This window comes from Sphingomonas sp. MMS24-J45, assembly GCF_044881195.1.
GTDB lineage: Bacteria > Pseudomonadota > Alphaproteobacteria > Sphingomonadales > Sphingomonadaceae > Sphingomonas.
Genome location: NZ_CP173255.1, coordinates 1,706,869 through 1,732,699, shown reverse-complemented (window position 1 = coordinate 1,732,699; position 25,831 = coordinate 1,706,869). Strand labels below are relative to the sequence as shown.

Below are 25,831 nucleotides of genomic sequence, written 5' to 3'. Positions count from 1 at the left end.
CGAAATTTTGCGGTTACCAGATGCGCCACCGGCGCCTCGGCGGTTTGCGCAGACGGCGGTCGATGCTGACAAGCGCCTTGGCGATATGCCGCTCGACATCGCGCACCGCGAGGCCGGTACGCTCGGCGATCTCGGCGTAGCTCATGTCATCGAGCCGAGCGGCAAGGAAGATGTCGCGCTGCAAGCGGGGCAGCTTGCGCAATGCCCGCTCAATCCGCTTCAAAGCCACGCGATCAGGATCATGGGTCATGATGTCCTCCACAAAGGAGAGGTCTGGCGGCGCGGTGGCCGCCAGACCCATGTTCAGGCGGCCTGCCGCAGCGGCTGCGGCTGGGGCTGCGGCTGGGGCTGCGGCTGGGGCTGCGGCTGGGGCTGCGGGAGAGTGAGGTCAGCAATCCGCGCGGCGCGGCTGACGGTGCCGACGCCACCGCGTTCGGTGTAGGCGGCGGGCGGGAACACCATCCACTTGGGCACCCAGCCCTGAACCTTGGCGCGTCCGTTTTCGCCGGTCAGGCAATCGCGGACGATCCCGCGCTTCACCTTCGCCGTGGCACCCTCATTGGCGCTGGCAACCGCATCGCCCGCCACATCGGCCAGCACACAGCCGATCACTTCACGGTCGCGGACCAGGTCGAGCAAGGCATCGTCCGCTTGCCAGACCTTGGCCATGTCGGTGCCGAGCAACGGACCCAGCAGTTCGATAAGCGCGCTCCCGGCCTCCAGCGTCTCGCCCATGACGATTGCCGCAACGTCGAACAGTGCCGGATCGGGAAGTTCAAGCAAACGCAGGAACAGCCCGGCAACGCCGTGCTCACCCTCATAGCCGCGCGTCACGGTCGGGGCCTCGGGATCGAAGCCCGGCAGCGCCAGCACCGCGCGCCGTTTCTCGTCGAACCGAGCTTCCGACGCACAAGTCTCGACACTCTCCGCAATCGCATCGCTCGATGCCCGCTGGTCCTCGATCCGGACATTCCACAGCGAAGACCCGACAATGGCATGCGCCACCATCAGACGCAGCGCGACCGACGGCTGGCCGATCAGGTCGGCCCGCACGGCGGCGTGCCGGTGCAGATCGACATAGGTCTGGATCGGTGCGCTAACCTCGGGCCGAACCGGCTTGTCCTCCTGACTGACTTCGCCGCGCTCGCGCCGCCGCGCCTCTTTGCAAGAAATATAGCCTTCATGGACCGCGACCTCGCCGCGCGCACTGACGGCAAGGAACACCTTGCCGCCCTTGCGCTTGGCGCAGCGCTCATGCTCCCAGCCATGAAAAGTCTCGCAGGTCGGCAGGATCATCACCTCTGACCAGCCTGCCTCGCGATAGCCCTCGGCCTTGGCGTCGATGGCCGCGTTCTGCGCCGCCCAGAACATGGCCGTGTCGGCGAAATAGCGCTCCTCGCCGAACAGGTCGGAAATCACCTCGCCGGGATAGTCCGCCAGATCGAACAGCGCCGCACGCACCGGGATCGACGCGCCGCCGAACAGCCACGCCTTCAAGTGATGTCCGGTGGGGCAACGGGCTTCGGGATCGTCCAGCAGCGCCAGCCATTCCCGCTGACGCGTCTTCGACGCGAGGGTCAGATGCCGCACGGTCGCGATGTCGATGTCGCCCTTGCGGTAGAGGCCCCGGATGCGGGGCAGCAGATTGCCCAGCGCAAGCGTCCGCTTCACCTGCAATTCGGTCAGCCCGAAGGTGAGGGCGATGTCCTCGGGCGACCGCCCCTCGCGGACCAGCCGCGTGAACGTCTCCCACAAATTGACCTCGTCGGGATCGAGCCGCGCGACATTCTCGATCAGCGAGGCCTCCAGCGCCGCCGCGTCGTCGCCCGCCGCCATGACCGCGCACGGCAGCGCGTCCTCCCCGCCGCCTGCCTCCGCGACCGCCAGCGCCGCGTGATACCGCCGCTTGCCCGCCACAATCTCGAACCGGTCCTGATCTTCCGCAGGCCGCACGATCAGCGGCACCAGCACGCCGCGCGCCCGGATCGACGGCAGGATGTGCGACAGGTCCGGCTTGCCCTTGGCCCGCATGTTCGCAGACGAAATGCAGAGCTTGGCGATATCGATATGCTTGAGTTCCATCTTCCTTCTCCTCGAAAACCGCATCGGCCCCGGAAAAGGGGGGTGGGCGGCAAGGAGCAGACCGGCGGTCCCGCTTGAGCGGCGGGCAGCACCCCCGGGGTCCCCGTTGCGCTTGTGCAATGGGGTGGCTTGCAGGGCCGAAACGCAGTGGAGGACTTGGGCGCAGCCCAAGTTGCTGCCCGCCGCGGCGGGACTAGAGGGAGCGACGCCCACCCCCCTTGGCCGCGGCCGGCAGACAACGCCGGCGCACCAGCGCCGTCCGCAGATCTTCAGCGCGAAGCGCCCGGCGCCACAGGCGCCAACACATTACAGCACTCTCGAAGCCGGACGGCCGTCGCGGTGGCGTGCGCGTGCGCCCGTGCGCCAGCCGCCGCCGCGCCCTCCGGCCGGATCGAGTGTGCCACGCGGAAAACAAAGGCACAGCGGACCCTGGCGGCTTCGCAGATGTCCGTCAGCGCACGCTCGTCAGCTGTCGCGTTCCGCTGCGCGGCAGCGCCCAATCCGCGTCATGCGATCGTCACCCGGACGGGCCGAGACGCATAAGCGACTCGGCGCCGCGCAGGCGGCGTAGAGCGCGGTCACGCGCAGCGTGAGACGCCACGAGACTTCGAACTGAATTTCGAACCTACGCCAGAGATACGTGTGTGCACGCTCGCGCTCGGACGCCAAAGGACCACTTTTCACCGCGCAGAATCGCTGCCCAACTTAAACCGGGGAGCACCACCCAGGCGGACAATGCAAAACGGCACGGTTCCCCAGAACGTCCAGAGCAGCACACGCTGCGCCGGTTGGCGCGGTTGTGAAGTCCATGCGTGGCTTCGCAACCCGATATTGTATCACTGGCGACGACAGATATGCGGTCGCCGTGCAGGTGTGCTTATGGGGCGATACCAAGCAGCCACGATATCCACCCCGCAATAGTTTCCCCTATCGCGTTTCGGTTAATCGCGAGCAACACCGCACCTGAGAGAGTGGCACCGAGTACCGAAAGCGCTGAGAGATATCCGAGCCAGTCAGCCAAGCCACTGTCGACCTTGACCAACCGTGACATCGTCGTCCCGATCGCCTTGCTCAGCCTGCTAAGCGCACGCTGCAGGCGCTTGCCGAAAGGTATAAATGTTACGTCACGAAAGACCAAAACAAAGGTTGCAAAGCCGATGAGAAAAATGATTGCTGTGAATAACACTGGATTTTGGGTCACCCACACGACGGCTGATGCGGTATCCATGTAATGGACAGGTGGGCAATGGGGTACCGACTTGCCGTTCCCGATCGGCTCGGGGCATACCATGGGGCGAATTTGCACGGCACCTGCCCACAGGGCGAGGCTGGACAGCACGACACCGGCCATGATTGCAAATAGCTGCAGGCCGCCGGAACGTTTCCAGGTAGCCAGGCTCTCCATCGCTTCCACGGAGCTCCGCGTATGCGCGAAATCGTACCGCGAAAGCCTGTCGTGAGGCTCGATCAGATCATCCAGCGACTGTTTCCGCCAGACCAGAGCCAGCGTCGACTGGAAAGCGTCGGCATAGGCGAGCATTCCGAGAACCTTCTTGAAATCGTAGAGCGTGTTGCGCTGGCGGTACTGCGAAACGACACGCGCAAGTCCCCATAGAGTCTCACGCCGCCAATTAAGTTCATTGGCTTCATGGTCAGCTGCGGTCGCGACCGCTTGCAGCCGCGTCAGCGGCAGGAGTTGATCGGAATCCGGCTCGTGATGATAATGGAGGTGCGTGATGTCCTTGGCGAAGAAATAGGCTTGGGGAGGTAGCGCCTCTGCAAGCTCGAGCTCCTCAGGCGAAGGAGGGATTGCCTGGGCATGCACTTCGCGACCAAGGAAAAATCGCATGTCGAACCAGATGCGAAGTTCCCCGGTGCGAAACATCGCGACCTCCATGGTCTGACACGCGATACCTTCGATCCGGGCGTCGTCGATCCGATCAAGGATGGTGTCGATCACCTGCTGGGGGGCGGCGGTGCGATCGAACTGTCGCTCAAGCTGGTGTCTGATGTCGGCGAGAAATTTTTTGCGCCTACCCTTCATTATTTTATCCCGATCGCGTGGGACAACGAGGATGATGCCGGAAAGCACCCCTTGGTCGTCACGTGCGATCTTGACGGCGCCGTTTGAAACATACGGAGTGTCGGCGGGCCCGGTACGAGCGATCAAGAAATAGTCTTGGGTTGCCTGCGGCCGAGCAAGCTGCACTGCGCCGGGCGGTGCGATGTAGTCCTGCGCCGTGCGCTTCTGGTGAACCGCGATCAGCCGGACAGGACCGGAAGCGACTGGACGATTGAATGTGTGGCAGCGGGGAGTGACCCGGGGTCCCCCGATTAGACTGAACGATAGATGTCCAGTGATGGTAGGGACCCAACCCGCATAGCAGAAAGGCTTGGTGAGCCACGGCAATGCGCCTGCGGTCGAAAATGCCGATAGGCGCATGCCAAGCTGCCGCGACTACGGACGAATCAAGCGACTTCGGCCGAGATCGTCCTTGTTTGCCTCACGGACACGATGCGCCCGTTGTCGGCGATGAACTCCAGCCCTTCCATGGCATCGTTCGTCGCGCCGCTGCCGTCTTTCGGCAATTCAGGGCGAACCAAGTTGCTCACGCCGTAACCAGCACGGCGGAGGCGCCGGATTTCACGGGGACCTTCGCGAAGCACTTTGAGCAGGACAGCCGTGATCATCACGGCAATCGCGCCGAATATCACGAAGGAAAGATTACTGATCAGCTCGCTCATAGTTCACTTCCCCCGATCTGCTTATCGTGACCGCCCGGGGCGCGACGGCTACGCGACGCCCCGTAGTCGGTGCGTCATCTCGAATCAACGGCCTTTGGCTGGAATGAACGATGGCCGAGACGTACGGTTCCGGCACAGCAAGAATGTCCGGTAGCTCTAAGAGATGGGAATCGAGGGGTGGTCGTCAACCCCTCGACGGCGAGCCGCTGACCGATCGCACGATGAATGCGCGCGGCCCTGCTGCGCTGATGCGGCGTCCAATCGAACACTGAACATCCCCTTCTCGCGGCCGGTTTTATCCGCCGTGTGGTCTCGACCGTCCTATGCGTGGAACAGAATTGATCCAGTGATCGATGTCAAGCTGGCTGGTGGACCTTCATCCGATCAGAAGCATTTCCTTGCGATCTACTGGGAGAGTTCGTCGGGAATACTGGACGATGACCGACGGCCCAGGCCGTTGTCTTGGAATGCGCTCGCGCGCTATCGCCTCAGCGTCGACCAGATGGTGACACGTCGGCCCAGTCGAGAGCGAACCGCGCGAGATACTTGCGCAGTCGACTGGCTGCGTTTGCCGATGTCCGTCGGGTGCGTGAGGCTGCGAAGAGCACGCGCCGGCTTTGGAAAGCGAGCGACTCGTGCGACAGACGCGAATGGCGTCGGCAAGCTGGACGCGATCAAAAGTATCGATTTCGACCAGAGTCTCGGTCGCGAAAACTTCTGCCAGCACGGCGACACCATCGTCGCGCTGGCCGGACCACAGGCGCTTCAGGCATCCGATCTCAGCCTCGACGCACTCCATGTCGATCCGGCCCTTAGGGCTGAGGATCGCCATGCGGGTAACGCTGGCCGCTAGATCGCAGAAATTGCCTTGGCCTGGACACGCTCTGGCTGGTCGCGAAAGCGAGATAGCGCCGGCGCGCTTCCCAGTTGAAGCTCGCACGATCGCCCTCGCGCTCCGGGAAGCGGTCGAGCTCGTAATCGAGATTGGGCTCGATATCCTCGCGCCGCTCGGCGAGGTCGGGCAGTCGGAACGTCCACAGGTTGAGCCGCACATACAGGTCGTCGCGGAACGTATCGGCGGCCACCGCCTTGCCCAGATCGCGATTGGTGTCGGCGATCAGCTGGGACTCCGACGCGGCGTCCTTATCGGAGCCGACCGGCAGGGAGCGCTTGTCCTTGATCGCGCGCGGGATGATCGCCAGCTCGTCGAGTCCCAACTCCCGATCTCGTCGAGGAACAGCTCCCGCCGTCCGCCGAGAGAAGCAGCCCCTGTCGGTCGGCAACCGCGGCGGAAGGGCGTGCTCGGCATCACCCCCGGCTCAATGGCCGCCAATCTTTTCGTTGTGCGCGGCCTTGGCAATGCGGAGTCGCTCGTCAGCTGTCGCGTTCCGCTGCTGGGCAGCGCCCAATCCGCGTCATGCGATCGTCACCCGGACGGGCCGAGACGCATAAGCGACTCGGCGCCGCGCAGGCGGCGTAGAGCGCGGTCACGCGAAACGTGAGACGCCATCAGACTTCGAACCGGATTTCGAACCTACGCCAGAGATACGTTTGTGCACGCCGCCGCGCTCTGATGCCCAAGGGTCCCTTTTCAAGATGCACAATCCCTGCCCAACTTGCTCCGGGGAGCACCGTTCAGACGCACATGATGCAAGGTGATACCGATGCAGACCGACACCCCCGACCGCATCCTCCGAATCAAGACCGTCCTCGAGCGCACCGGTCTCAGCCGCTCGACGATGTACCGCAAGATGCAGAACGGCACGTTCCCGAAGAACGTCCAGATCAGCACCCGCTGCGCTGGCTGGCGCGAGTCCGCCATCGTCGAATGGCTGAAAAACCCGATGTTCTATCAGGTCGGCGAGGGTTAGCTCGCTCAGGGACACACGACGTCGTCACCCGATTGTCGCGGAGCCGATTGGCGATGCAGGCCGCCTGCGGCACCACACCGTCAGTATCTGACGGAGAGTGGCATGACGTTGATCGGAGGTTCAGGCGCATCATGGTGGCGAGGCCAGCAACCGGAGGTACGGATCAGCCGGGAACGATTATACGAATTCGCCTGGTCCGCGCCGATGCGACAGTTGGCGTCCGAGTTCGGGCTTTCGGATAGCGGGCTGGCCAAGGCGTTGCGACAGCATGGCATCCTGCTTCCCCCGCCGGGCTATTGGAGCAAGCTGCAGGCGGGCAAGCCGGTCCGGCGCACCCCGCTGCCAGCACGCAAACCAGGCGAGGACCGCCTCTTGCCCGTTCACGGCGCTCTTGCCGATCGGTTCCGTGCCGAATCGTGCGCTCCGGAACACCCGGGCGGTCCTTTCGCGAGCGAGGAGGTACCCGAGGACCTGTACCAGCTGCGCGCCGACGTCCTGAAGCGGATAGGAAAGATCTCGGTATCGCAGAAGCTCGATCGCCCCCATCGCGCACTGCAGACGCTGCTTCGGCGCGACGAACGACGACGCGAGAAGATTGCGACATCGACCTATCCGAGGTGGAGCTTGCCCCGGTTTTCGAGCAACCGGATCAGCAACGCAAGCTTCGGATCGTCAACGCGCTGATGCATGCGCTGGCTCCAATGGGATATCCGTGTGCCCTTTGGGGCGAGCACGAGCCGAGCTTCCGCGCCACGGTTGGAGATCATGACGTCCAGGTCCGGATCCATCACCCCGGTGAAACTGCGCTTACCCATCGGCGCCAAAGTGACGCGCTGCCGAACCCACCCAAATCCCCGCTATGCATCGAATTGCTTCCCGCCTTGCCAGAGGGGTTCCCTCACATGTGGGAGGACGGCGCGGTCAGATTGGAAACGCGGGTCGCGGAAATCGCGGCCACGATCGTCGCTGCCGGAGAAGCGCGCTACCGCCTCAGCATCTCGGAGCGGCTTGAGCACGAGGCGCGGATGAATGCCTGGCGCGAGGAGCGTCGGCAGGAAGCCTTGGCCAAACAGAACAGGGAGCGCTTGGAAGCGCTGCACCGTAGCGCCGAGATGTTGCGGCAGGCAGAAGATTTGCGTGCACTGATAGGGTCGGTTAGCGCCGCCATAGAGAAGGGCCATCGAAGCCTGGACCCTGCCGCGTTCGCGAAGTGGAGGCGATGGGCGGCCGCAGAGGCCGATCGGCTGGACCCGGTGCTTTCCGGGCAGGTCGATGAACACCTGATCTAGGGGATGCTGTCATGGACCTGAGCGGCACATGCGTAAAAGAAATCCGTCGTTTCACGAACCAGACCCGGGCATTTAGATCAGGCTCAGCAAACGTGTGCTCCTGATAGAAGCTGCTATATGGACGCCACGGCGCGGACCGTCAGCTTAGCGCCCCATAATCGGTCGTTGAGGCCTTTGCGATCTGCCCTCAAAACGGACACTCGTTCATGTAGCGAATCAGCGTCGATTTCGGTGCCAACTTAAATGGCTGCGTTGGAACGCAACTTTAAATAATTGGACATCCGTCGTTGAACGCGAGGGATTCTTCTGCGCGCCACGAGATCGGCTTTTGCAGCGTGGCGAACGAACCTGTGCGCTGCGCATCCCCATTCCGACGCATCGAGAACGGCTTTCAAGCCGCTAGTCTGAGGGACGTCCGTCCCCAGATTTCGACCAAGGCGCTGGTCAGATCGCGCATCATCGCTTCGTCATGCGCGGGGCCGGGGGTGAAACGCAGGCGTTCGGTGCCGCGCGGCACGGTCGGGTAATTGATCGGCTGCACATACACGCCATATTCGGCGAGCAGCACGTCGCTGATCTTCTTGGCCTTGACCGGATCGCCAACCATCAGCGGCACGATGTGCGTAGTGGAATCCATTACCGGCAGCCCGGCTTCGGCGAACAGCGTCTTCAGCATCGCTGCGGCGGCGTGTTGGCCGTCGCGCTCGACCGAAGACGCCTTCAGATGCCGCACGCTGGCGAGCGCGCCTGCGACCAGCACCGGCGACAGCGACGTCGTAAAGATGAAGCCCGGCGCATAAGAACGGATCACGTCAACGATCGTCTGATCGGCGGTGATGTAACCGCCCATCACGCCGAATGCCTTGCCAAGCGTCCCTTCGATGATCGTCAGCCGGTCGGCGACGCCGTCGCGATCCGAAATGCCACCGCCGCGCGCGCCGTACATGCCGACGGCGTGGACTTCGTCGAGATAGGTCAGCGCGCTATACTTGTCGGCCAGATCGCAAATCTCGGCGATCGGGGCGATGTCGCCGTCCATCGAATAGACGCTTTCGAACGCGATCAGCTTGGGGGCCGTGGGATCGACCGAGGCGAGCAACTCCTCGAGATGCGCCACGTCATTGTGGCGGAAGACGTGCCGCTCGCAGCCCGAATTGCGGATGCCCGCGATCATCGAGGCATGGTTCAGCTCATCGGAAAAGATGATGCAGCCGGGCAAAATCTTGGCGAGCGTAGCGAGCGTCGCTTCGTTCGAGACATAGCCGCTGGTGAACAGCAGGGCCGCTTCCTTGCCGTGCAGATCGGCCAGTTCGGCCTCGAGATCGACATGGTAATGCGTGTTGCCGCCGATGTTGCGCGTGCCGCCGGAGCCTGCGCCGACGTCGTGCAGCGCCCCCTCCATCGCAGCGATGACATCGGGATGCTGGCCCATCGCGAGATAGTCGTTCGAGCACCACACCGTGATCGGCTTCGGCCCGTTATGCCCGGCGAAGCAGCGCGCGTTGGGGAACGCGCCCTTGTTGCGGAGGATGTCGATGAACACGCGGTAGCGCCCCTCGACATGCAGCCGGTCGATAGCCTGCGAAAAGATGTGGGCATAGTCGGTCACTTGTTCGACGTCGCCTTGAGATAGGCGATGATCGCCGCGCGATCCGTGGCGCTCGGCACTACGAGGAACATCTTCGTGCCTTTGACCATTCTCTGCGGGCCTTGGAGCCATTGGTCGAGCGTCGTCGCATTCCAGACGATGCCGGAACTCTTCAGCGCGGCGGAATAGCTGTAACCCGGTGCCTTGCCGGCCGGGCGACCGAACACGCCGCGATGGGCCGGGCCGATCCGGTTGGCGTCGAGGCTGTGACAGGTCGTGCATTTACTCTGGTACAGCTTGGCGCCGGGCAGGGCGTCGGCGGCGGTTTGGGCGAAGCCGGGGGTGGCGATTGCCACGGCCCCGACGGCGATGATCGATCGGATCAGCTGGTTCATGGCGATCACTTGTCGATGATGTCGCGGTGCATCGGCGCGAGCGCGGCGATCAACCGGTTCTGTGCCCGAAACGGGATATGGCGCTTGTTCATCGCCACCTGAAGCTCCTCGACCAGGCCGTAGAAATTGGCTTCCTTGACGTTCATGCCGCGATGCGCCTCGGCCATGGTGCGGCCCGAATATTGGCAAGGGCCGTGCATGATGACGCAGAATTGCTCGACCAGCAGCGCCTTGATCTTCGCCTGATCGGCATTTTCGAAGAAGGGCCGCGTCTTTGGGTTCTTCAGCCAGCGCACCATCGCATCGTCCATCAGCGCGGTCAGCCCTTCGCGGCCGCCAAAGGTCTCGAACAGATGCTCGTCGTCGGTGATAACCGGCGTGGTCGGCGCGGTCGGCTTGATCGAAGGATCGCTGACCGCAGGCTCCTGGACATTATATTTGCCGGCGAGATTTTCCTGGCGAAGGCAGCCGGGGCCGTCCCCGCCAGCAAGGCGAGCGAAAGGGCGATTTTCAACATGATGATATCCTCTTGAGTTTGGCTGATCAGAAGCCGAGCTGGAGCGAGACGTAAGCGCCGTTTTGACGCTTGAGCGCGATCTGGCCGAGCCGCGCATAGGCCGCCGTGATCGAGACGTTGCGGGTGGGGGCATAGGCGACGAAGAAGTCATAGGCATTTTCTTCGCGGAAGGTCGTGCCGCCCAAGGCGCCTTCGAGCCGGTTGGATTTGGTGCGATATTCCGCGCCGACCGCCAGCTTGCGCGTCAGCAGATAGGCGGCCGAGCCTTCGAATTGCGGCTTGTACGCCTGATCCTTGCCGCCAAGGCCGCCAAAACCGAGGATGCCGAACTGGTTCGCCTTGGTCAGCCGGACAGTCGCGTTGAGCAGCACACTTTGCGACAGGATGATCTTGGTCGCCGCGGCGTAGAAATCGACGCCCTCGCGCTTCACGCCGAGCGCACCGCCGACGACGGTTTTGTCGTCATTGATCTTGTACTGAAGACCGACCGAAAGCTGCGGCAGGATCTTGTCCTGGTCGAGCACAGCATCACCGACGAGCCGCACCTTGGCGCCGATGATCGTCTGGCTGATGATGAACTTGTTGCCGAGTCCAATCGCCGCCCCGACGCCGCGCAGATTGAAATTCTGCCGTGCGACCGACAGCTCGACCCGGTTGCGGAAGCTGAATGCCGCGCCGAACGAGCGAAGCGTGAAATCCTGTGTATCGACATCGGTGGCGAACGCGCTGACGCCGATCTGATTGCGGGTCCCATAGCTGCCGATCAGCGCCCAGGGGACGATGCCGCCACCCCCTGCGCCCTCGATCGTCGAGACGCCGCCGGTCAGCAACAGCCGACCGCCATTGGTGAGAAATGCCCGGTGCGGTTCGCTGGGTGCGGCATCGGGCGCGGTGTCAGGCGCGGACTCAGCCTGAGCCGTGGTTTCGGCTGGCGCCATAGGGGCGGCAGCGGTCACCGCTTCAGGTTCGGATCGTTCAGCTGCGTACGCAGCCGACACGGGCAAAGCGCACAGCGCCGCCCCACCGAAAATCGCTGCTGCGACCTTCGTCTGCAAGATGGCCGACATGTCTTGATATACTCCCTTTACTGGCACCGGCCCTTTCCCGGCGCTATCACTGTCTGTTACGGGCGCGCCCTGGGTTTGGATGCGCCACCGAAACAATTTTTATCGGCCGGCAGATTGGACGGCGAACTTCTGACCGACGCGCGTCACAGCCCGCTAAACCAGTTATAGCCATAGGTTTCCCAATAGCCGCCGGCGTAGTCGTTGCCGATCTCGATCTCGCCGATATGCTTGGGGTTCTTGAAGCCGAGCTTGGTCGGCACGCGCAATTTCATCGGAAAGCCGTGCGCGCGCGGCAGGATCTGATCGTCCATCCAGAAGCAGAGCTGCGTCTGCGGGTGCAGCGCGGTCGCCATGTCGATCGAGGTGGTGTAATTGTCGTCGCAGCGGAAGGTCACGTATTTCGCGCGCCGATCCGCCCCGATCCGGGCGAGAAAGTCGGAGAAGCGCACGCCGGTCCATTTCCCGATCGCGCTCCATCCCTCGATGCAGATGTGGCGGGTGATCTGGGTAAAGCGCGGCAGCGCGTAGAGCTGGCGCAGCGTCCAATCCTCCCTGCGCTCAGCCAGGCCGGTGATGTTGAGGACGAAGTCGGCCGGATCGATTATCGGCGCGAGATCGGGCGAATTGGGCGTGTAGAAGGAATTGAACGGAAAAGGCCGTGTGATCATGCTTTCAGGATATTCGCGCGCAAGCTTGTTCGGATCGAACAGCCAGGCCTGCGCCCGATCGTTGAAGTCGGACATGGCGCCCAGCGCACGCTCGGCGCCAAAGCCGTTGATCACCTCGCACCCGCTGAGCATCGCAAGCGTGCCCAGCCCCAGCGCGTTGCGCAGGAACAGCCGACGGGTCGGGACATCGAGCCCGCGCGCCGCATCCTGCAGGATATAGCGGGTTTCGTCGTTCATTGGTCAGGCTCCTCGGATCATCGCGAGCAGGCTGCGCGGGACGAGCAGCGACATCGCGACATGGACCAGCACGAACAGGACGATGCCAGTCATGGCGGAGAAATGGACGATCCGCGCCCAGTCGAAATCGCCGAACAGCCAGGTCAGCCAGCCGAACTGCACTGGCTTCCAGATCGCCAGTCCGCTCGCGACGATCAGGATGCCGAGCCCGATCACGCCTGCATACAGCAAGCGCTGGACGCCGTTATAGACCGACAGATCGGCATGCGAGAGTTGCCCGCGCAGGGCGGCGCTCGCGTCGGTCAGCGCGGAGCGAAGGCTGACCGGGCGCAGCTTGCGCGACAGGCGCCCGCTGGCGATGCCGTACATCAAATAGATCAGGCCGTTGATCGCCAGCACCCACATCGCGGCGAAATGCCATTGCAGCCCGCCGATCAGCCCACCGCCGAGGATAATGCCGTCGGGGAAGCGGAACGGGGCGATCGGATCGGCATTGTGGATCGCCCAGCCGCTCGAGATCATCACGATCATAGCCACGGCGTTGATCCAGTGGCAGCAGCGGACGATCAGCGAATGGATCGGCTGACGCCGGGGTCGTGCGAAGATGCGCGTTGCCATGGCCTGATCCTGCGCGGCGGGAGGAGCGAGCTTGGGGGAGGCGAGGAGAAACAGCCTCCCCCAAGGTCAACCGGTGCTTACGGGAGCAGCACCGCGTCGACGACGTGGATCACCCCGTTGCTCTGGTTGACGTCGGCGATCGTGATCGTCGACTTGCCGCCCTTCGAATTGGTGATCTGGAGGCGACGACCGGCCTGGGTGAAGGTCAGCTCTTCGCCCTGCACGGTCTTGAACATCGCGCGGCCATTGCCCGCCTTGATCTTGGCGCGCAGCGCGGTCGCCGAGAGCTTGCCGGGCAGGACGTGATAGGTCAGCACAGAGGTGAGCTGGCCCTTGTTTTCGGGCTTCAGCAGCGTGGGCACGGTCGCGGCCGGCAGCTTGGCGAAGGCGGCGTTGGTCGGCGCGAACACCGTGAACGGACCCGGACCCGACAGCGTTTCGACCAGTCCGGCGGCCTTGACCGCGGCGACCAGCGTGGTGTGATCCTTCGAATTCACCGCATTCTGGATGATGTTCTTGTTGGCATACATCGGCGCGCCGCCGACAGTAACCGGCGCGGGGCTGGCAAGTGCAGCGGTGCCGGCAATGCCGGTCATCGCCAGCAGAAGCGAAGAAATGATCGTCTTGTTCATCGTAAGTTCCTTAAATGATGTGGAGAAAGGCAGTTTTCGTCGATAATCTATATGGTTACATGAGCGCACATCACGATGTGCTGTCGGAGGAACCAGAGATTTCATCGAAATCCGCCCGCCGATACCGATATTACGATGGCGTCACGATCCTGGATGCACCCGGCGACCGGAATTGTTGCAAAAATCGCGAATCCAGCGCGGGCGACATTATTATTCAGCATTATGACGGTGTCGGTGCATCCGATGCGCGGCATCGCGCCGTATGGGAAATGTCGGCCAGTGCGGCGCGACATGGCCGATCCACTGCCGCCCCCCGGTGGATCGGCGCTCGTGACAGGGGCACACGGCAAGGTGGAAGCGCCCGTTTTCCCCGCAGTCGGAGCTCCCCGCCCCGTGTGCGATCGTCCGGAGATACGGGGGGCCTCCGCCCCCCGTATTTTCGTTACCAGCAGCGACACGCCCGCGGCGGAACCGCGGGCCACTGACCGGCAGAGCGACGAATCTTGTTGAAATCGATGACAACCGAACGGCTTATGGCGTAATGACCAATGACGATCTGCCTGAACATGCGCCGCGTGCCGGATGGGAGGACAAACGGGACTTGTCTCTCGATCAGGCGCTGGCGCTCGACCTGGCGCTGGGCATTCTGGTCGAGCCCGAGCACGGCCACGCGGTCGAGCGCTGCGGGGGCGACGACGCTTTTGCCGCATTGGTGACCGGCTACCGCGCGATGCTCGATCACGCCGATGAAGCGGTCTCGTTCGACGCGGATGACGCACCAGGCATTACGCCATCCGACGCTACATGGGCAGCGATTCAGGCGCGGATCGCACCAGGCAAAGGCGCCTGAGGCGATACGGCCTTAACCGGCTTCGCTGGGCGCGAGGCCGCGCCGCATGGCGTTGATCGCAGTTACCACACTGGCGTGGACCGCGGCAGCGTCATAGCCGAGGTTCCGCTGCAGGAAGACGAAGTTCTCGGTGCTCATCAGCGTCAGCATCGCCGCCGCGATGATGCGGCGCGTCGCCTCGTCGAGCTCGGGATGCTCGTTCCCCAACATGCGGATCACATTCTGATAGCCGAGTTCATAAAGCGGCTGGCGCAATTCGCGGCCGATCGCCGACAGATAGGTTTCGCTGACGATCTGCCGGTCGGCTTCCCACGCGGCATAGCGCGTCTCGAGCCAGGCGAGCAGCTCGTCGATGGTGCGCGGCAACTGGATGTCGGGGCCGCCAACGGCTTGTTCGAGATGCCATTTGATGAAGGCGCGGATCAATTCGTCGCGCGTACCATAATGACGATAGACCGTCTGCTCGGTCACTTCGGCGATCCGCGCGACCTCGGCGATGCTGACCGCGGCCAGGTCGGCCTGGCGGATCACCGTGCCGACCGCATCGAGAATGATCAGCGACGTCTGTTCCTTCAGCCGCGCGCGCAGGGGGCTTTGATAGGATGCCTTGGGTCCGTCCGACGTCACTTTATGCCCGGCCTCTCACTATCGGGATGATGCTGAGCGATCTCCTGCTTGGGGGCGCGGGTCAAGCCACCGCCTTTACCCATTCGCCACCGACGGTAGCGTGGCTGCCGGGTTCGCTTAGCGCCACGCGCAGCCGAACCAGCCCGCGCTGGGCGCGCGCCTTGGCGGTGGGCGTTGGGACATGGTCGGCGATCGCGACCTCCTCATGCGTCCATCCCTGCACCACGACGCGGCAGATCGTCGTGCGCTGTTCGGGCCTGAGCTGGGCGAGCGAGCGTTCGAGATCGAGCCGATCGGCAACGGGTTCGGGCGCGATCGGGATGTCGGGCAGATCGTCCCCGGCGCTTTGATAGCGCGCGATCGTGCGATCCTGCCGCAGCCGATCGATCGCCGCATTGCGCAGCACGCGCATGATCCACACCGAAGCATTGCCGCGCGCCGGATCGAACTGCCGGGCATGGCGCCAGATGCGGACATAGGCCTCCTGCAGCGTATCCTCGGCCGCGTCGCGGCTACCGAGGATCGCCGTCGCCTTCGACAACAGCCGCGACGCCGTGAGGTCATAGAGCCGCCGAAAGGCGCGCTGATCGGCGTCGCGGGTGCGTAGCAGCAGCAACTCGATCGGGTCGGCGGGCCGCGACGGCGCGACCGTGCCGGCATCCTCCAGCACGTCGCCGACCGGGCTGACACAGGCATCGTCGAACATTGCTCACCCTCCGCTGCAAAAAAACGCCACCACCCGACTCAGCATGTGAGTGCAGCAATCTTGGTGTAGGCATTACTAACATGAAGTAAGGGTATGTCAAGCTGATCGTGCGGCGGCGGCTGTACGCTTTCGCCCAGCCGATCGGCGGGCTATGAGTCGCGCTCCGGCTTTGGGGAACGTTGGCAGGGGGACTCGCGCAATGCCGCACTGGCGGTCGCATATCGCGCGCGTGGCAATCGCGGTCGGAGTCGTAGCGTTGCCAGGCATCGCCATTGCCCAAGAGCGCCCGCGCGACCCCGCCGCCGACCCGCAGGCCGATCTGATCGTCACCGCGCGAAAGCGACCGGAAAAGGCCGCCGAGGTGCCGATCGCGCTGTCGATCACCGCAGGCACCACGCTCGACCAGCGGCGCCTCTATCAGATCGAGGATTTGAAGCAGCTCTCCCCCAGCCTCAACATCAGCTACTTCAACCCGCGCGGCAATTATGTCGCGATCCGCGGCATCGGCCGCAACCCGGCGAGCGACGGCCTTGAACCCGCGGTCGGCATGTTCGTCGATGGCGTCTATCTCGGACGCCCCGGCATGGCGGTGTACGACCTCACCGACATCGACACCATCCAGGTGCTGCGGGGGCCGCAGGGTACATTGTTCGGCAAGAACACGACGGCGGGCGCGATCGTCCTCACGACCCGGGCACCAAGCTTCGCCCCCGAGGGCAACGCCGAGGCGACGATCGGCAGCCATGGCTATGTCCAGCTTCGCGGCAGCGCCTCGGGCGCGCTGGTCGGGGACGTGCTGGCGGGGCGGCTCAGCCTGTATCACACTGGCCAGGCCGGCTGGGTCCGCCGCGTCGGCGACGGGGGTCGGGTGAACGGCAATGATCGCGCCGGCGGGCGATTGCAGTTGCTGTTCGCGCCATCGCAGGCCACCCGGCTGCGCCTCAGCGCCGACTATCATGAGGAACGCGACAGTTGCTGCACGCTGGTCGCCGGGTCGTTCGGGCCAGCCTCGGCGAGCTATGTGTCGCGGGTCGCCGCCGCGGGCGGCGCGGCGGTGCTCGGCGGGCGGGATTATCTGACCACGGCGGATGCGCCGACATTCCTGCGCGTGCGCCAAGGCGGCGTGGCCGCTACGCTGGTGCATCATTTCGGCGCGAGCGAGCTGACATCGATCACAGCGTATCGCGCCTGGCATTATCGCGCCGGGTTCGACGGCGATCTGTCGAGCGCCGATGGCTATGCGTCCGCTGCGGTGCCGACCGACGATTGGCAATTCAGTCAGGAAGTGAGGCTCGCCAATCACGGCGACAGCGGGATCGACTGGACGCTCGGCGCCTATTATTTCCGGCAATCGCTCCACTCCACCCTGCGGCTTGCCTTTGGCGGGAAGGCAGCGAATTTCCTGGGCAACAGCGCCGCGCCGCCCAACGCGCTGCTTGCCTTCAACAACCTTACCAGTTCGACCGGATCGGACCTCGATACCGAAGCGCTCGCCGCGTTTGGCCAAGTCAGCTGGCATATCGACTCGCGCCTCGCGCTGACGGTCGGCGCGCGCGCCACTGACGAGCGCAAATGGGGCGTGATCGATCGCCCGGCCAACGCGGCGCAATCGGCCTATCACCAGGCGCTGTCGGTCGATGACGTCGATCCATCGGGCACGATCGCGCTGACCTATGCGCCGCACGCCGACCTGCATTTCTACGCGAGCTATGCGCGCGGCACCAAGGCGGGCGGCATCAACCCGATCGTGGCGGCATCGACCGACGACCAGATCGTCCGGCCCGAACACGCCGACAGCTTTGAGGCGGGGCTGAAATCGACGTTGTTCGTCCGGCGCGCCCATCTGAACATCGCGCTCTTCTACACGCGAATCGCCAACTATCAGGCGACGATAAACCGGCTGTTCGGTGCGGTCCTGACAAATGTCGGACAAGTCTCGACGCGAGGTGTCGAGGTGCAGGCGGACTGGCGCGTAACGAACAGGTTTCAGATCGCCGTCAATGGCTCGTACAATGATGCGCACTATGATCTTTATCCCGATGCGCCGTGCCCGCTCGAAAATATGATCGCGCCCCGTTGCAATCTGAGTGGCGGCCCGCTCGCAGATGCGCCGCAGTGGATCGCCAATGCATCGGCGCGCTACAGTCGCCGTTTCGCGAAGATGGGCGACGTTTGGATTGCGGCAGACTATGCTTATAGGTCTGTCTATTTTGGCAACCTAGACAACAGCTTATACTCAAAACTCGGAGATATTGGGATCGCAAATGCTCAGTTGGGATTGGACCTGCGCCAATCCCACACGACGATCCTGCTCTGGGTCAAGAATCTCGGCGATCTCCGGTACCTCCAAAGCTACCCACTCGGCGGCGCCACGATCTACGGCGCATATTTCGGAACCATCGGCCAGCCGCGATCGATAGGATTGACGTTCATCAAGCATTTCTGATGCCGCACGAGCACCACCGATTTAAAGTTGGTCGTATCATAAACGACATAACCAAAGTGCCGTGGTCAAGCATATCAATGGATGGTCGGAGGTCGGCCTAGCTCGAGCAGCCCAGCTACCTTGAACGTGTGTCCGAGGTTGGTGAAGTGCAAAATCTGCCCCCAAATTCGACGTGTAGGTTTGTTCCACCTCCCAAGCTTGAGGAGCGACGGCAGCTTCAACAACATTGCGTACCAGACCTGCCAGTCCGGCTCCGGCCCAGCTTCAGCCGTTATGCTGTGTATCTCGGGCGAAAGTCGGATGTCGCCCTCTGACAGAACCCGCCGTTCGACACATCGCTGGCGATAGGCACAAAAGTCCCAATCTCTCTTGTTCGGTCGCTCGCGGTGCTTGGTGAGCGAATGGTGGCTTTCAGGATTGGGACGGTGCGTCCGATCTACCCCCCCACTGAGCAAGAAACCGTGATGGCGGCTCCCCAAGCCGCGAGGAGTTCTCGCCGCAAAGCCAAGAATGACGTGCGCTTGTACGCGGCGATCACCTTGTCGGGCACCACATGCGCGAGTGCCGCTTCGGCAACAGGGTCGGGAATTGTTGGCATCATTTCGGCTGCCCAATCCCGGAATGAACTGCGGAACCCGTGCACAGTGAAGGGTACCTCGGCGCTCCTAAGAACCTTGGTAAGCGTCATGTCGGAAAGCTGACCGCCTTTCCGCGCCGGAAAAATCAGATCTTGCGGCTTCGGTGCAATCTCATCGAGGCGCCGACGCAGGAGATTGATCGCGGGCTCGTTGAGCGTGATAGTATGTGCGAGCCGGTTTTTCATCAGGTCAGCCGGGCGGTTCCAATTTCCTGAATCAAGATCGATATGGGACCATCGCGCTGATCGAACCTCCCCAGACCTGGCGGCGGTGAACAGCAGAAACATCAACGCATCGCGGCCAGTTGTTTGGGGGCGACCCATCAGATCGGCTACAAGGCTTGGAACTTCTGCATAGGGCATAGCAGCGAAGTTGTTGCCGCTAGCCTGGCGGGCGAGCCCCAGAGTGACCGCCTTCAACGGCGCCTCATTCGCCCTCCAGCCTTTGGATTGGGCATAGTTGAGGACAGTGCCAATCCGCTGGCGAACTTTGCGTGCCATGGACGGAATCTTGGTCCAGATTGGCGCCAGCATGTCGCGTATGACCGCAGCGTCGATCGTATCGACCCGACGGTTCCCAATCGGCCCGAAAGCATGTTCCTCCAACGATGCCAGAAACGCTGAAGCGTGCTTCGGTGACCAGCCTGACCTCAGGTCATCGTATGCCGCCTTCGTCGCTTCCTTGAACGTAGGGATCGGGCGACGATCACGATCTCGCTCGGTGATCGGGTCTCGTCCGTTCAACGCATGCTTGCGAAGTTCTGCCGCTTTCTCGCGAGCTTCTGCTAGGCTGAGCGCGGCCATCGAACCCAGGCCGATGTCCCTGCGCTTACCGTCGCGCTGCAACCGTAGCAGCCATGATCTGCTTCCAGAGTTCTTTACGAGAAGGTATAATCCGTTACCGTCCCCATGACGGCCGGGCTTGGCATTTCTAACACCGATGGCGGTCAAGCGGCCCATTTCTATTCCCTCGTTTGTTCCCACACTACGCGTTGGATGCGATGGAGCATTTTGGGAAAACGTGAGGATCAGCTTTGCAGATTATCGTTATATTTTAAAGACTAAGAGGCATCCTCGGCTTTCCTGAGACAAGGAGTATAGAGCTCACGGGGCATCCAGCCGACTGTCATAATTCACCATAGTCCGCTCTTTTTTTCAGAATGAGCGATGCTGCGGCGTGTACCTGTGATGCGCAGATACTTTATTTTAGGCTCGATCGAATCGGAGTCGATCGTCGCGCCGTCCGGCCGCGGGCGCCTAGAGGATATGCGACCCCAGCGTCAGAAACTTCCGCACCGTCGCTTCGGCCAGGTTGCGGTTCCAGAGCCCGGGCGCGATCTGCGGCACCTTGTTCGCATCGAGGGTAATGGCTGCGCGCATTATGGTGCAGCCAAAGCGCCTTGCGATATCGGAGGTCGTGACACCGAGTGATGCGCGGTGCAGAACATCGGCGACCAAGTAGCGCTTCTTCTTCGGCGTATCCAAGGATGCGAGCCCATCCAGCAGTTCCCCGGCGCTTCTGTTGCCGTTGAGACATTCCAGCGCGTCACCCTGCATCCAGTATTTCGCGCGCTCGATGGCCACCTTGGGCACTTCCGTTTCGGAGAGCGCGAGGAGCGCGGTGATAGCCTCCGGGCTCACGCGGAGACGGCCGACGAACGGAGGATCATCACAGGCCTCCGCCACCGCGAACGGAATATCGCCGTCAAGCATGGCGGCGAACGCCGCACCCCAAGGCTTCATGCGGCCGGAGACGTGACGAATCGCCTCAACGAAGGCGATGCTGCCGGTGACATCCGTCTTGGCGCGCTGCAGGTCTTCGACGAAAGCCTGGGCCGCTGCCATGTGCGCCTCGGTCTGCTTGATGCCAGGGCCGGGCGACACCGGCGAGAACAGGTCCCGTTCGAGGAGTTGCTCTAGTCCGTAGATTGGAAGGCCCAGATCGCTGGCAGCCCGGGCACGAGACCCAGCCACCCGGAGGAAAGGCGCGACTGCGACCACCTCTACGGGATCGAACGCCCTGACCCTAAGCGAACCCTGAACCCATTTGTGCTGAGTGAACCTGCCCTCGTCCCACGCCTTCTTCAGGGCGCTCTCGTCCACGCCGCAGAGCCGCGCCGCCGCCATTGCGCCGAGCAGGCTCGACCTGGCCCACCCTGCAGAGCCGGACGGGGCGTAGGTCGCAGCGTGCGCCGCGTTTGCTACTGCATGGACAGGCGCGGCTCTCTGCCGGACAACGGCGCTGTGGCCGCACACGTCGAGCATCCCGTAGTGCCGCCGCACCCACTCCCAGACGCTTACTGGACAGTTCTCGGACCGGCTGATCTCAGCCAAACCCTCGGGCCAGTTAATGACGGCGTCGCAGGCGCGAGCCAATGCGGTCGTGCGGGTCGAGAAGTCGTCCTCGTCCACGTCAGGGCTCACCATGCGCGCGATGTTCATCACCATGTCGTAGAGGAGGGTCCGGCTGACGCCGCGGATGGTGATCGGCAACATCTCTAGTGCCGCTTCCTGGCGTGCCGGATCCGGATCGACGATGCTGGCAATGAGCCGTAAGGCCAGACGAAGCGCGTCCGGCACCGGAACGGACGCGATCTTGCCCAGGCTGCCGCCGCAGGCGTGACACCGGGTCGAGCCGTTGACGGTCACCCAGTTCTGGACGACGCCGTCTTCGGTGCACGGACATGTGTCGTGCAGCATGTCCCAACCGACCGTCGAGAACGGCAGATCCTTGAGTTCGTGCGTGGCGGGGTGATGTTGCACGCCCTTCGCGATCGCCGCGGGCGAGAAGCGCCTGACCCGGGCCTCGATGCGGCGCTTCATGACATGGATGCCGAAGAAGATCCGATGGCCGCGACCGTGAGCGGGATAGCGGCGTTCGATGACTTCCGTTTCGTCGATCCGCAGCGCTGCAGCCAGGCCCGCGGTGTTGAGGTGGCGGCTCTCGGATACGAGCACGCGGTTGCGGTTCGGCATTCCGAAATGCTTGAGAATGCCGAACGTGTGGGGGATGCTGTTGCTGAAACAGGTGTCGAACACGATCCCCCGGAGCGATGCTCCTGGGGAAAGGTCGGCGCCGCGGAGCGCCTGCCGCGCCATATCAGAGGTCCCTCAGCGGATTGTGGCCGATGAACTTGTGATCGACGTTCCAGGTGTCCACGGCGATCACCAGATCGTCGAGAACCATGTCGGGCTGCTGCTTGAAAACAAGCGCCGGCGACCGGCCGTCGAGGCCCGCATGGGGAGACAGGTGATACACGCAGATCGCGCGCAGCAGCAGCTCCCGGGCCTTGCGGATCGGGACCATCACCATCTTGGTGGGATCGAAGCCGAATTCGCGCGCGCGCGCGATGTCGTAGGTCGCGGACGGCAGATCGTTAAAGGCGAGGTCGAGGATGGTGCCAATCACCCGCTCCATTGGAGCCTTGTCGCGCGGCATGTGGGCGCCGGAGAAGTGGACGTCCGTGCCCACGTCCATCATCGAGTCCTCGAAGTGCCGGGAGTGGTGACCGGTCAGGTTGTCCAGCAGGACGGCCGCGAGCTTACAGCAGATCCACTTGAGCTCTGGGTGCAGGGCGTCGATGTCCGGCGGGATCGCCTTCGGCGTGTTGGCGTGGGCGTATGCCTCGAGGGCAGTCGCGCTGGAGGCCTCGTCCCAGCTCAACCCCCACCCGAGGATCACCTTGGACACGTCCTCGAGGACGGCCGTGAAAGTCGCCTGGCCGAGCGGGATCCCGAGCTCGTCGTCAACGAGGAAGATCGCGGGCACCTTGGTGTCGTCCATCTGACCGAACGCGCCGATGCGCAGGTGGCGGTCGGTCCGCCCGCCGCCGCCATAACTCTGGTAGACCGCCTGGCGCCCGTGCTGGGCTTCGAGCGCCGCCGACGACTGGAGGTCGCGGCTCATCCGCCAGAAGGTGGTGTTGCTGACGGCCTTCCAGGGGACGGACGGCTGCTCGTAGTCAGCACCTTTGCGGCCAGTCGGCTGGCCCCGGTTGATGCGGTTGATCTCCCCCTTGTAGTCCTCCCATGCTTTCTTGGCCTTGGCCTTCGCACCCGGGCTCGACGTCGTCTTCCTGCCAACCGCAAGGGCCAAGTAGTGGGCGAGGATCTCCTTGGGGTGACGCACCCGGCGGCCACGCCGATAGCCGGTCATCGCGACGCCATCGCGCGCGCGGCGGTCACCGGGGAAGCCGCGCTTTTTGACCCATTCGCGCAGGGTCGAGCCGGCATAGAGCCTGGCGCCGGGCAGCACGGCGATGGCCGGATCGGTCAGCAGCCGCTCGTTCAAACCGCGGAGTGCCCGGTCCGAGAGGCCGCACGGATTTTTGTCGTACGCGCGGTTGAAAGCGGTGCGGAATTCGGAGTTTGGGTCCGCAGCGTGTGCGGCCTTGGCGTCCAGCTCGCGCTTGCGCGCGGCGCGGCGCGGCCCTTCCTCGAGGTCTCTGGCACGCTTGACGAAGGTCCCGCTGGCCATCATGCGGGCGATGTCGTCGGCGTCGGGCTTCCGGCCGAGGCCGGTCTCGCGATCGGTGACCTCGAACTCGACGTGCTTGCGCAGGGTGCGCAGCGTGATACGGCCATCGGGATCGACCCGCTCGAACACGTGTTCGATGTTGTCGATGGCAACGATGTCACCGGGTTCGAGGTTGAGCGGCAGTTCCTTCATGGCTTGTCTCCCGGACGCAGGAGTCCGCGCCCGCGGACACGCGTCCACGACCGGAGACCCATTGGATAAGGGTGTGATGATCAGTCGTGGTGCGGCGCGGGGCGCCATTTGATTGGTGTCGGCGGGCGCGGGGCGACCAGGCAGGTGGTGCGGAAATGCATCGCTCAGATCCTGATCTGGTCGTTGTGCGGCATCGGGGCGAGCGGCGTTACGACGGTGGCGTCGGTGATGCGCTCGTCGAGACGCGCGCAACGATTTCGGGACCGAGCCGACCCCTTCCAGCGAGTTCTGGGGAAGCGGCGCGTTCCGCGGAGAGTTCCTGTGGAAGCCACAACACCGCATATTCTGCCATCGCGCACCCCTCTTCTTTTGCAAATTCACGATCTCGTGCCGACGGCACACTTTGCCCGCGATTGACCTGTCGATGCCGTAGCCGACTCGCAGGGGCTCGTGAATTCCTCCCTCGTGCTGGTCGGCGTGAACAGCACAAGCCTACACCCCCTCCTTGGGGTGGCGTGGCGTCGGAAGACGGTCAGAGTGGATCTCGCCGCTTTCGCCGGTCATCGAGGCCGAAGAGGGACATCGTTCCGACAAGTTGGCCGGGCACGTCCATGGACCGCTGCTGCACACCGATGGCCAGTGCGAGCTGGATCAGGGCGGATCTCGCCATCTTCATCATCCTGATCGCCTTCGCCTCCAGAAGGTCGCTCGTGATCGAGAGCCCGAGCCCGTCCGAGGTCGGCGTGGTTCCCATCAGATCCCAGGCCCACCCTTCGTGCACCTGCAGATACTTGTGCTCGAGAGCGTTGCGAATCCCGTGCAACTCGCGCGCGTCCGGGCCCGTGGTCTGCTTCAGGTCATCGTCGAACAGCTCCTTCGAGAGCCAGTAGAGCCCCCGCAGTGGCCAGTTTTCGCAAGCCTTGAACTGGTCGAGCAGGTGCGACTTTCCCTCAACCATCCATACGTTCTTGAAGTTGATGCGATCTGGGATCTTTCCCAGCTTCCAGTGGTGGTCGACGAGGAACGCGATTTTATCGAGAAGTGAGTATGCGATGCGGAAAGCTGTGCGAATGCGTTCAGTCGCAAGCGAATGCATCGGATAGTCCAGTGTGTCGAACAGCCGAACGTGGCGATCGGAGAAGTGCGTCCGAGTGTCCTGCAACCCCTCGAAGAGCATGAACCGTGCTGAGGCGTATTCCTGTTTCATCTGGTTGAAGAAGCCGAAGATAGGCGGCGGCGACGCGCTGCCGGGGCGATCCGAGAAGCTCTCCCGGATGGGCGGGAGGACGAGGTCATCCGTCGCGGCGGTCGAGTACGGCCCGAGGTCGTTCAGCGGATTTAGGAAAAGACGTCGGTCTAGGCACCATCGCCGATACGCACGCTCGGCCTTATTGCGCCCGAGACCAGGCCCGTCGAGATTCTGTTGGGCGCGGATGCGGTCGAGGTCTGCGGCCTGTGCGAACGAGGCTGCGGCGTCGGCGAACTGTTGGGTCAACGCCTCGGCGTAGTCCGAATCGAAAATCGCCTCGGGGGAGCTCGCGGCGGCAAGACCACTATGTCCGTGGAGCAGGAATATGGCGCGCTGCCGGTTCTCCCCAAGCAGCCTCCCATAGTGCTTCAGCCCAAGGCCACGGTTCCCGAGCGCCATCGCGAACTTCGGAATGATGAGAAGCGCATGGTCCCATCCCTCGACCGCGTCGATGAAGCGGCCCATCGTGTCGAGCTGGTTAGCCCTATTCGTGAGGATCTGGCAGCGCCGGATCGGGTCGAGTTGCACGAAGCCCGCATGAACCGCCGCCCTCGACAGGGCGAGGATCTGCTGCGCGCGTTTGGGATGCTCCCATGCCCAGGATCCGCGTTCACCGCTGACGCGTTCCTTCACGCTCCACGCGTTTGCGCGGAAATATTCCGCCAGCGCGCCATGTCGTGGCTCGAGGTCCCGCTTCGCGAGTTCGTCCAGCAGGTAGATGGCGCGGTCGGCGCCGCGGCCGTAGACCGCGTCTTGCGAGGCGTCGATCAGCAAGCCGATGTGGGCGAGCGCGGCGTCGTCATCCGACTTCGTGATCGAACGTTCTCGAAGTTTCTCCAGATCCCCTGACATGGGCGAATTCCCATCGCTATTGTCGAGGCCTCTCGACCTTCCGCGCACCGCGAATTCCATGCTTCAGCGGTCAGCGCCGCGGGGTT

General features: G+C 63.4%; 24 protein-coding genes. 5 read left to right on the top strand and 19 right to left on the bottom strand.

The features are described from left to right. Positions 1-13: 13 nt before the first annotated feature. The 6 genes from AB5I39_RS08740 to AB5I39_RS08715 all read right to left on the bottom strand — a co-directional run bounded on the left by AB5I39_RS08740 (position 14) and on the right by AB5I39_RS08715 (position 6,044). Positions 14-301, bottom strand: a complete 288-nt coding sequence (locus AB5I39_RS08740; RefSeq protein ID WP_404373797.1) for a sigma factor-like helix-turn-helix DNA-binding protein — start codon at positions 299-301, stop codon at positions 14-16. 2 nt (positions 302-303) lie between these two features. After that, positions 304-2,082: a ParB/RepB/Spo0J family partition protein gene (locus AB5I39_RS08735; protein ID WP_404373795.1), complete on the bottom strand. Its 1,779-nt coding sequence runs from the start codon at positions 2,080-2,082 to the stop codon at positions 304-306. 877 nt (positions 2,083-2,959) lie between these two features. Further along, entirely contained in the window at positions 2,960-4,252 is a 1,293-nt protein-coding gene (locus AB5I39_RS08730) for a hypothetical protein (protein ID WP_404373793.1), read from the bottom strand. A gap of 299 nt (positions 4,253-4,551) precedes the next feature. Next, positions 4,552-4,827: a hypothetical protein gene (locus AB5I39_RS08725; RefSeq protein WP_404373791.1), complete on the bottom strand. Its 276-nt coding sequence runs from the start codon at positions 4,825-4,827 to the stop codon at positions 4,552-4,554. Between the two features lie 376 nt (positions 4,828-5,203). Beyond that, positions 5,204-5,659, bottom strand: coding sequence for a hypothetical protein (locus tag AB5I39_RS08720; protein ID WP_404373789.1), 456 nt, complete (start codon positions 5,657-5,659; stop codon positions 5,204-5,206). Then, positions 5,640-6,044 carry a sigma 54-interacting transcriptional regulator gene (locus AB5I39_RS08715; protein WP_404373787.1) on the bottom strand — a complete coding sequence of 135 codons (405 nt, stop codon included), beginning with the start codon at positions 6,042-6,044 and terminating at the stop codon, positions 5,640-5,642. The genes AB5I39_RS08720 and AB5I39_RS08715 overlap by 20 nt, the downstream gene beginning before the upstream one ends. A gap of 447 nt (positions 6,045-6,491) precedes the next feature. On the opposite strand from AB5I39_RS08715, the gene AB5I39_RS08710 reads away from it, so the two are divergent. The 3 genes from AB5I39_RS08710 to AB5I39_RS08700 all read left to right on the top strand — a co-directional run bounded on the left by AB5I39_RS08710 (position 6,492) and on the right by AB5I39_RS08700 (position 7,987). Then, positions 6,492-6,698: a helix-turn-helix transcriptional regulator gene (locus AB5I39_RS08710; RefSeq protein ID WP_404373785.1), complete on the top strand. Its 207-nt coding sequence runs from the start codon at positions 6,492-6,494 to the stop codon at positions 6,696-6,698. Positions 6,699-6,800: 102 nt separating this feature from the next. After that, positions 6,801-7,382 (top strand): hypothetical protein, encoded by a 582-nt coding sequence (locus AB5I39_RS08705; protein ID WP_404373783.1) that lies wholly within the window; start codon positions 6,801-6,803, stop codon positions 7,380-7,382. After that, entirely contained in the window at positions 7,316-7,987 is a 672-nt protein-coding gene (locus AB5I39_RS08700) for a hypothetical protein (protein WP_404373781.1), read from the top strand. Before AB5I39_RS08705 ends, AB5I39_RS08700 begins: the two co-directional genes overlap by 67 nt. A gap of 391 nt (positions 7,988-8,378) precedes the next feature. Here the strand turns inward: AB5I39_RS08700 and hemA are convergent, their stop codons facing one another. The 7 genes from hemA to AB5I39_RS08665 all read right to left on the bottom strand — a co-directional run bounded on the left by hemA (position 8,379) and on the right by AB5I39_RS08665 (position 13,709). After that, positions 8,379-9,596: a 5-aminolevulinate synthase gene (gene hemA, locus AB5I39_RS08695; protein WP_404373779.1), complete on the bottom strand. Its 1,218-nt coding sequence runs from the start codon at positions 9,594-9,596 to the stop codon at positions 8,379-8,381. Next, complete coding sequence (locus tag AB5I39_RS08690; RefSeq protein ID WP_404373777.1) at positions 9,593-9,970, bottom strand: c-type cytochrome; 378 nt, start codon at positions 9,968-9,970, stop codon at positions 9,593-9,595. Before AB5I39_RS08690 ends, hemA begins: the two co-directional genes overlap by 4 nt. 5 nt (positions 9,971-9,975) lie before the next feature. After that, on the bottom strand, positions 9,976-10,584 hold the full coding sequence (locus AB5I39_RS08685; RefSeq protein WP_404373776.1) for a group 1 truncated hemoglobin: 609 nt from the start codon (positions 10,582-10,584) through the stop codon (positions 9,976-9,978). Further along, a complete protein-coding gene (locus AB5I39_RS08680; RefSeq protein ID WP_404373774.1) occupies positions 10,514-11,554 on the bottom strand; it encodes a DUF3034 family protein in 1,041 nt (346 codons plus the stop codon). The genes AB5I39_RS08685 and AB5I39_RS08680 overlap by 71 nt, the downstream gene beginning before the upstream one ends. A 143-nt stretch (positions 11,555-11,697) precedes the next feature. Beyond that, positions 11,698-12,459 carry a molybdopterin-dependent oxidoreductase gene (locus AB5I39_RS08675; RefSeq protein WP_404373772.1) on the bottom strand — a complete coding sequence of 254 codons (762 nt, stop codon included), beginning with the start codon at positions 12,457-12,459 and terminating at the stop codon, positions 11,698-11,700. 3 nt (positions 12,460-12,462) lie between these two features. Continuing rightward, complete coding sequence (locus AB5I39_RS08670; RefSeq protein ID WP_404373770.1) at positions 12,463-13,077, bottom strand: cytochrome b/b6 domain-containing protein; 615 nt, start codon at positions 13,075-13,077, stop codon at positions 12,463-12,465. Positions 13,078-13,154: 77 nt separating this feature from the next. Beyond that, positions 13,155-13,709, bottom strand: coding sequence for a fasciclin domain-containing protein (locus tag AB5I39_RS08665; RefSeq protein WP_404373768.1), 555 nt, complete (start codon positions 13,707-13,709; stop codon positions 13,155-13,157). Positions 13,710-14,250: 541 nt separating this feature from the next. Between AB5I39_RS08665 and AB5I39_RS08660 the strand changes: the two genes are divergently transcribed. Beyond that, positions 14,251-14,559 (top strand): hypothetical protein, encoded by a 309-nt coding sequence (locus AB5I39_RS08660; protein ID WP_404373766.1) that lies wholly within the window; start codon positions 14,251-14,253, stop codon positions 14,557-14,559. A 12-nt stretch (positions 14,560-14,571) separates the two neighbouring features. On the opposite strand, the gene AB5I39_RS08655 is transcribed toward AB5I39_RS08660, so the two are convergent. Both AB5I39_RS08655 and AB5I39_RS08650 read right to left on the bottom strand, forming a co-directional pair. Continuing rightward, positions 14,572-15,186, bottom strand: coding sequence for a TetR/AcrR family transcriptional regulator (locus AB5I39_RS08655; RefSeq protein WP_404373764.1), 615 nt, complete (start codon positions 15,184-15,186; stop codon positions 14,572-14,574). Between the two features lie 61 nt (positions 15,187-15,247). Next, positions 15,248-15,892, bottom strand: a complete 645-nt coding sequence (locus AB5I39_RS08650) for an RNA polymerase sigma factor (protein ID WP_404373762.1) — start codon at positions 15,890-15,892, stop codon at positions 15,248-15,250. Between the two features lie 199 nt (positions 15,893-16,091). Here AB5I39_RS08650 and AB5I39_RS08645 point away from each other — a divergent pair, with 199 nt between their 5' ends. Beyond that, the gene (locus AB5I39_RS08645) at positions 16,092-18,338 is read left to right on the top strand and encodes a TonB-dependent receptor (RefSeq protein ID WP_404373760.1); all 2,247 of its coding nucleotides are present in this window, start codon (positions 16,092-16,094) and stop codon (positions 18,336-18,338) included. 436 nt (positions 18,339-18,774) lie between these two features. On the opposite strand, the gene AB5I39_RS08640 is transcribed toward AB5I39_RS08645, so the two are convergent. From AB5I39_RS08640 to AB5I39_RS08625, 4 genes are all read right to left on the bottom strand, one after another. Continuing rightward, positions 18,775-19,935, bottom strand: coding sequence for a tyrosine-type recombinase/integrase (locus AB5I39_RS08640; protein WP_404373758.1), 1,161 nt, complete (start codon positions 19,933-19,935; stop codon positions 18,775-18,777). A 297-nt stretch (positions 19,936-20,232) separates the two neighbouring features. Next, a complete protein-coding gene (locus tag AB5I39_RS08635) occupies positions 20,233-22,074 on the bottom strand; it encodes a hypothetical protein (protein WP_404373755.1) in 1,842 nt (613 codons plus the stop codon). A 1-nt stretch (position 22,075) separates the two neighbouring features. Next, complete coding sequence (locus tag AB5I39_RS08630) at positions 22,076-23,644, bottom strand: hypothetical protein (RefSeq protein ID WP_404373752.1); 1,569 nt, start codon at positions 23,642-23,644, stop codon at positions 22,076-22,078. Between the two features lie 532 nt (positions 23,645-24,176). Then, positions 24,177-25,805: an LA2681 family HEPN domain-containing protein gene (locus AB5I39_RS08625; protein ID WP_404373749.1), complete on the bottom strand. Its 1,629-nt coding sequence runs from the start codon at positions 25,803-25,805 to the stop codon at positions 24,177-24,179. Positions 25,806-25,831 lie beyond the last annotated feature (26 nt).

Bases quoted from the DNA above. Each gene is read 5' to 3' on its own strand.
- AB5I39_RS08705 (WP_404373783.1), top strand. From the start codon at position 6,801: ATGACGTTGATCGGAGGTTCAGGCGCATCATGGTGGCGAGGCCAGCAA.
- AB5I39_RS08670 (WP_404373770.1), bottom strand. From the start codon at position 13,077: ATGGCAACGCGCATCTTCGCACGACCCCGGCGTCAGCCGATCCATTCG.
- AB5I39_RS08650 (WP_404373762.1), bottom strand. From the start codon at position 15,892: ATGTTCGACGATGCCTGTGTCAGCCCGGTCGGCGACGTGCTGGAGGAT.
- AB5I39_RS08675 (WP_404373772.1), bottom strand. From the start codon at position 12,459: ATGAACGACGAAACCCGCTATATCCTGCAGGATGCGGCGCGCGGGCTC.
- AB5I39_RS08680 (WP_404373774.1), bottom strand. From the start codon at position 11,554: ATGTCGGCCATCTTGCAGACGAAGGTCGCAGCAGCGATTTTCGGTGGG.
- AB5I39_RS08625 (WP_404373749.1), bottom strand. From the start codon at position 25,805: ATGGAATTCGCGGTGCGCGGAAGGTCGAGAGGCCTCGACAATAGCGAT.
- AB5I39_RS08645 (WP_404373760.1), top strand. From the start codon at position 16,092: ATGCCGCACTGGCGGTCGCATATCGCGCGCGTGGCAATCGCGGTCGGA.
- AB5I39_RS08635 (WP_404373755.1), bottom strand. From the start codon at position 22,074: ATGGCGCGGCAGGCGCTCCGCGGCGCCGACCTTTCCCCAGGAGCATCG.
- AB5I39_RS08690 (WP_404373777.1), bottom strand. From the start codon at position 9,970: ATGAACCAGCTGATCCGATCGATCATCGCCGTCGGGGCCGTGGCAATC.
- AB5I39_RS08710 (WP_404373785.1), top strand. From the start codon at position 6,492: ATGCAGACCGACACCCCCGACCGCATCCTCCGAATCAAGACCGTCCTC.
- AB5I39_RS08725 (WP_404373791.1), bottom strand. From the start codon at position 4,827: ATGAGCGAGCTGATCAGTAATCTTTCCTTCGTGATATTCGGCGCGATT.
- AB5I39_RS08665 (WP_404373768.1), bottom strand. From the start codon at position 13,709: ATGAACAAGACGATCATTTCTTCGCTTCTGCTGGCGATGACCGGCATT.
- AB5I39_RS08735 (WP_404373795.1), bottom strand. From the start codon at position 2,082: ATGGAACTCAAGCATATCGATATCGCCAAGCTCTGCATTTCGTCTGCG.
- AB5I39_RS08685 (WP_404373776.1), bottom strand. From the start codon at position 10,584: ATGCGCGGCTCGGCCAGATCGCGCTCAAGCGTCAAAACGGCGCTTACG.
- AB5I39_RS08740 (WP_404373797.1), bottom strand. From the start codon at position 301: ATGGGTCTGGCGGCCACCGCGCCGCCAGACCTCTCCTTTGTGGAGGAC.
- AB5I39_RS08660 (WP_404373766.1), top strand. From the start codon at position 14,251: ATGACCAATGACGATCTGCCTGAACATGCGCCGCGTGCCGGATGGGAG.
- AB5I39_RS08630 (WP_404373752.1), bottom strand. From the start codon at position 23,644: ATGAAGGAACTGCCGCTCAACCTCGAACCCGGTGACATCGTTGCCATC.
- AB5I39_RS08640 (WP_404373758.1), bottom strand. From the start codon at position 19,935: ATGGGCCGCTTGACCGCCATCGGTGTTAGAAATGCCAAGCCCGGCCGT.
- AB5I39_RS08720 (WP_404373789.1), bottom strand. From the start codon at position 5,659: ATGGCGATCCTCAGCCCTAAGGGCCGGATCGACATGGAGTGCGTCGAG.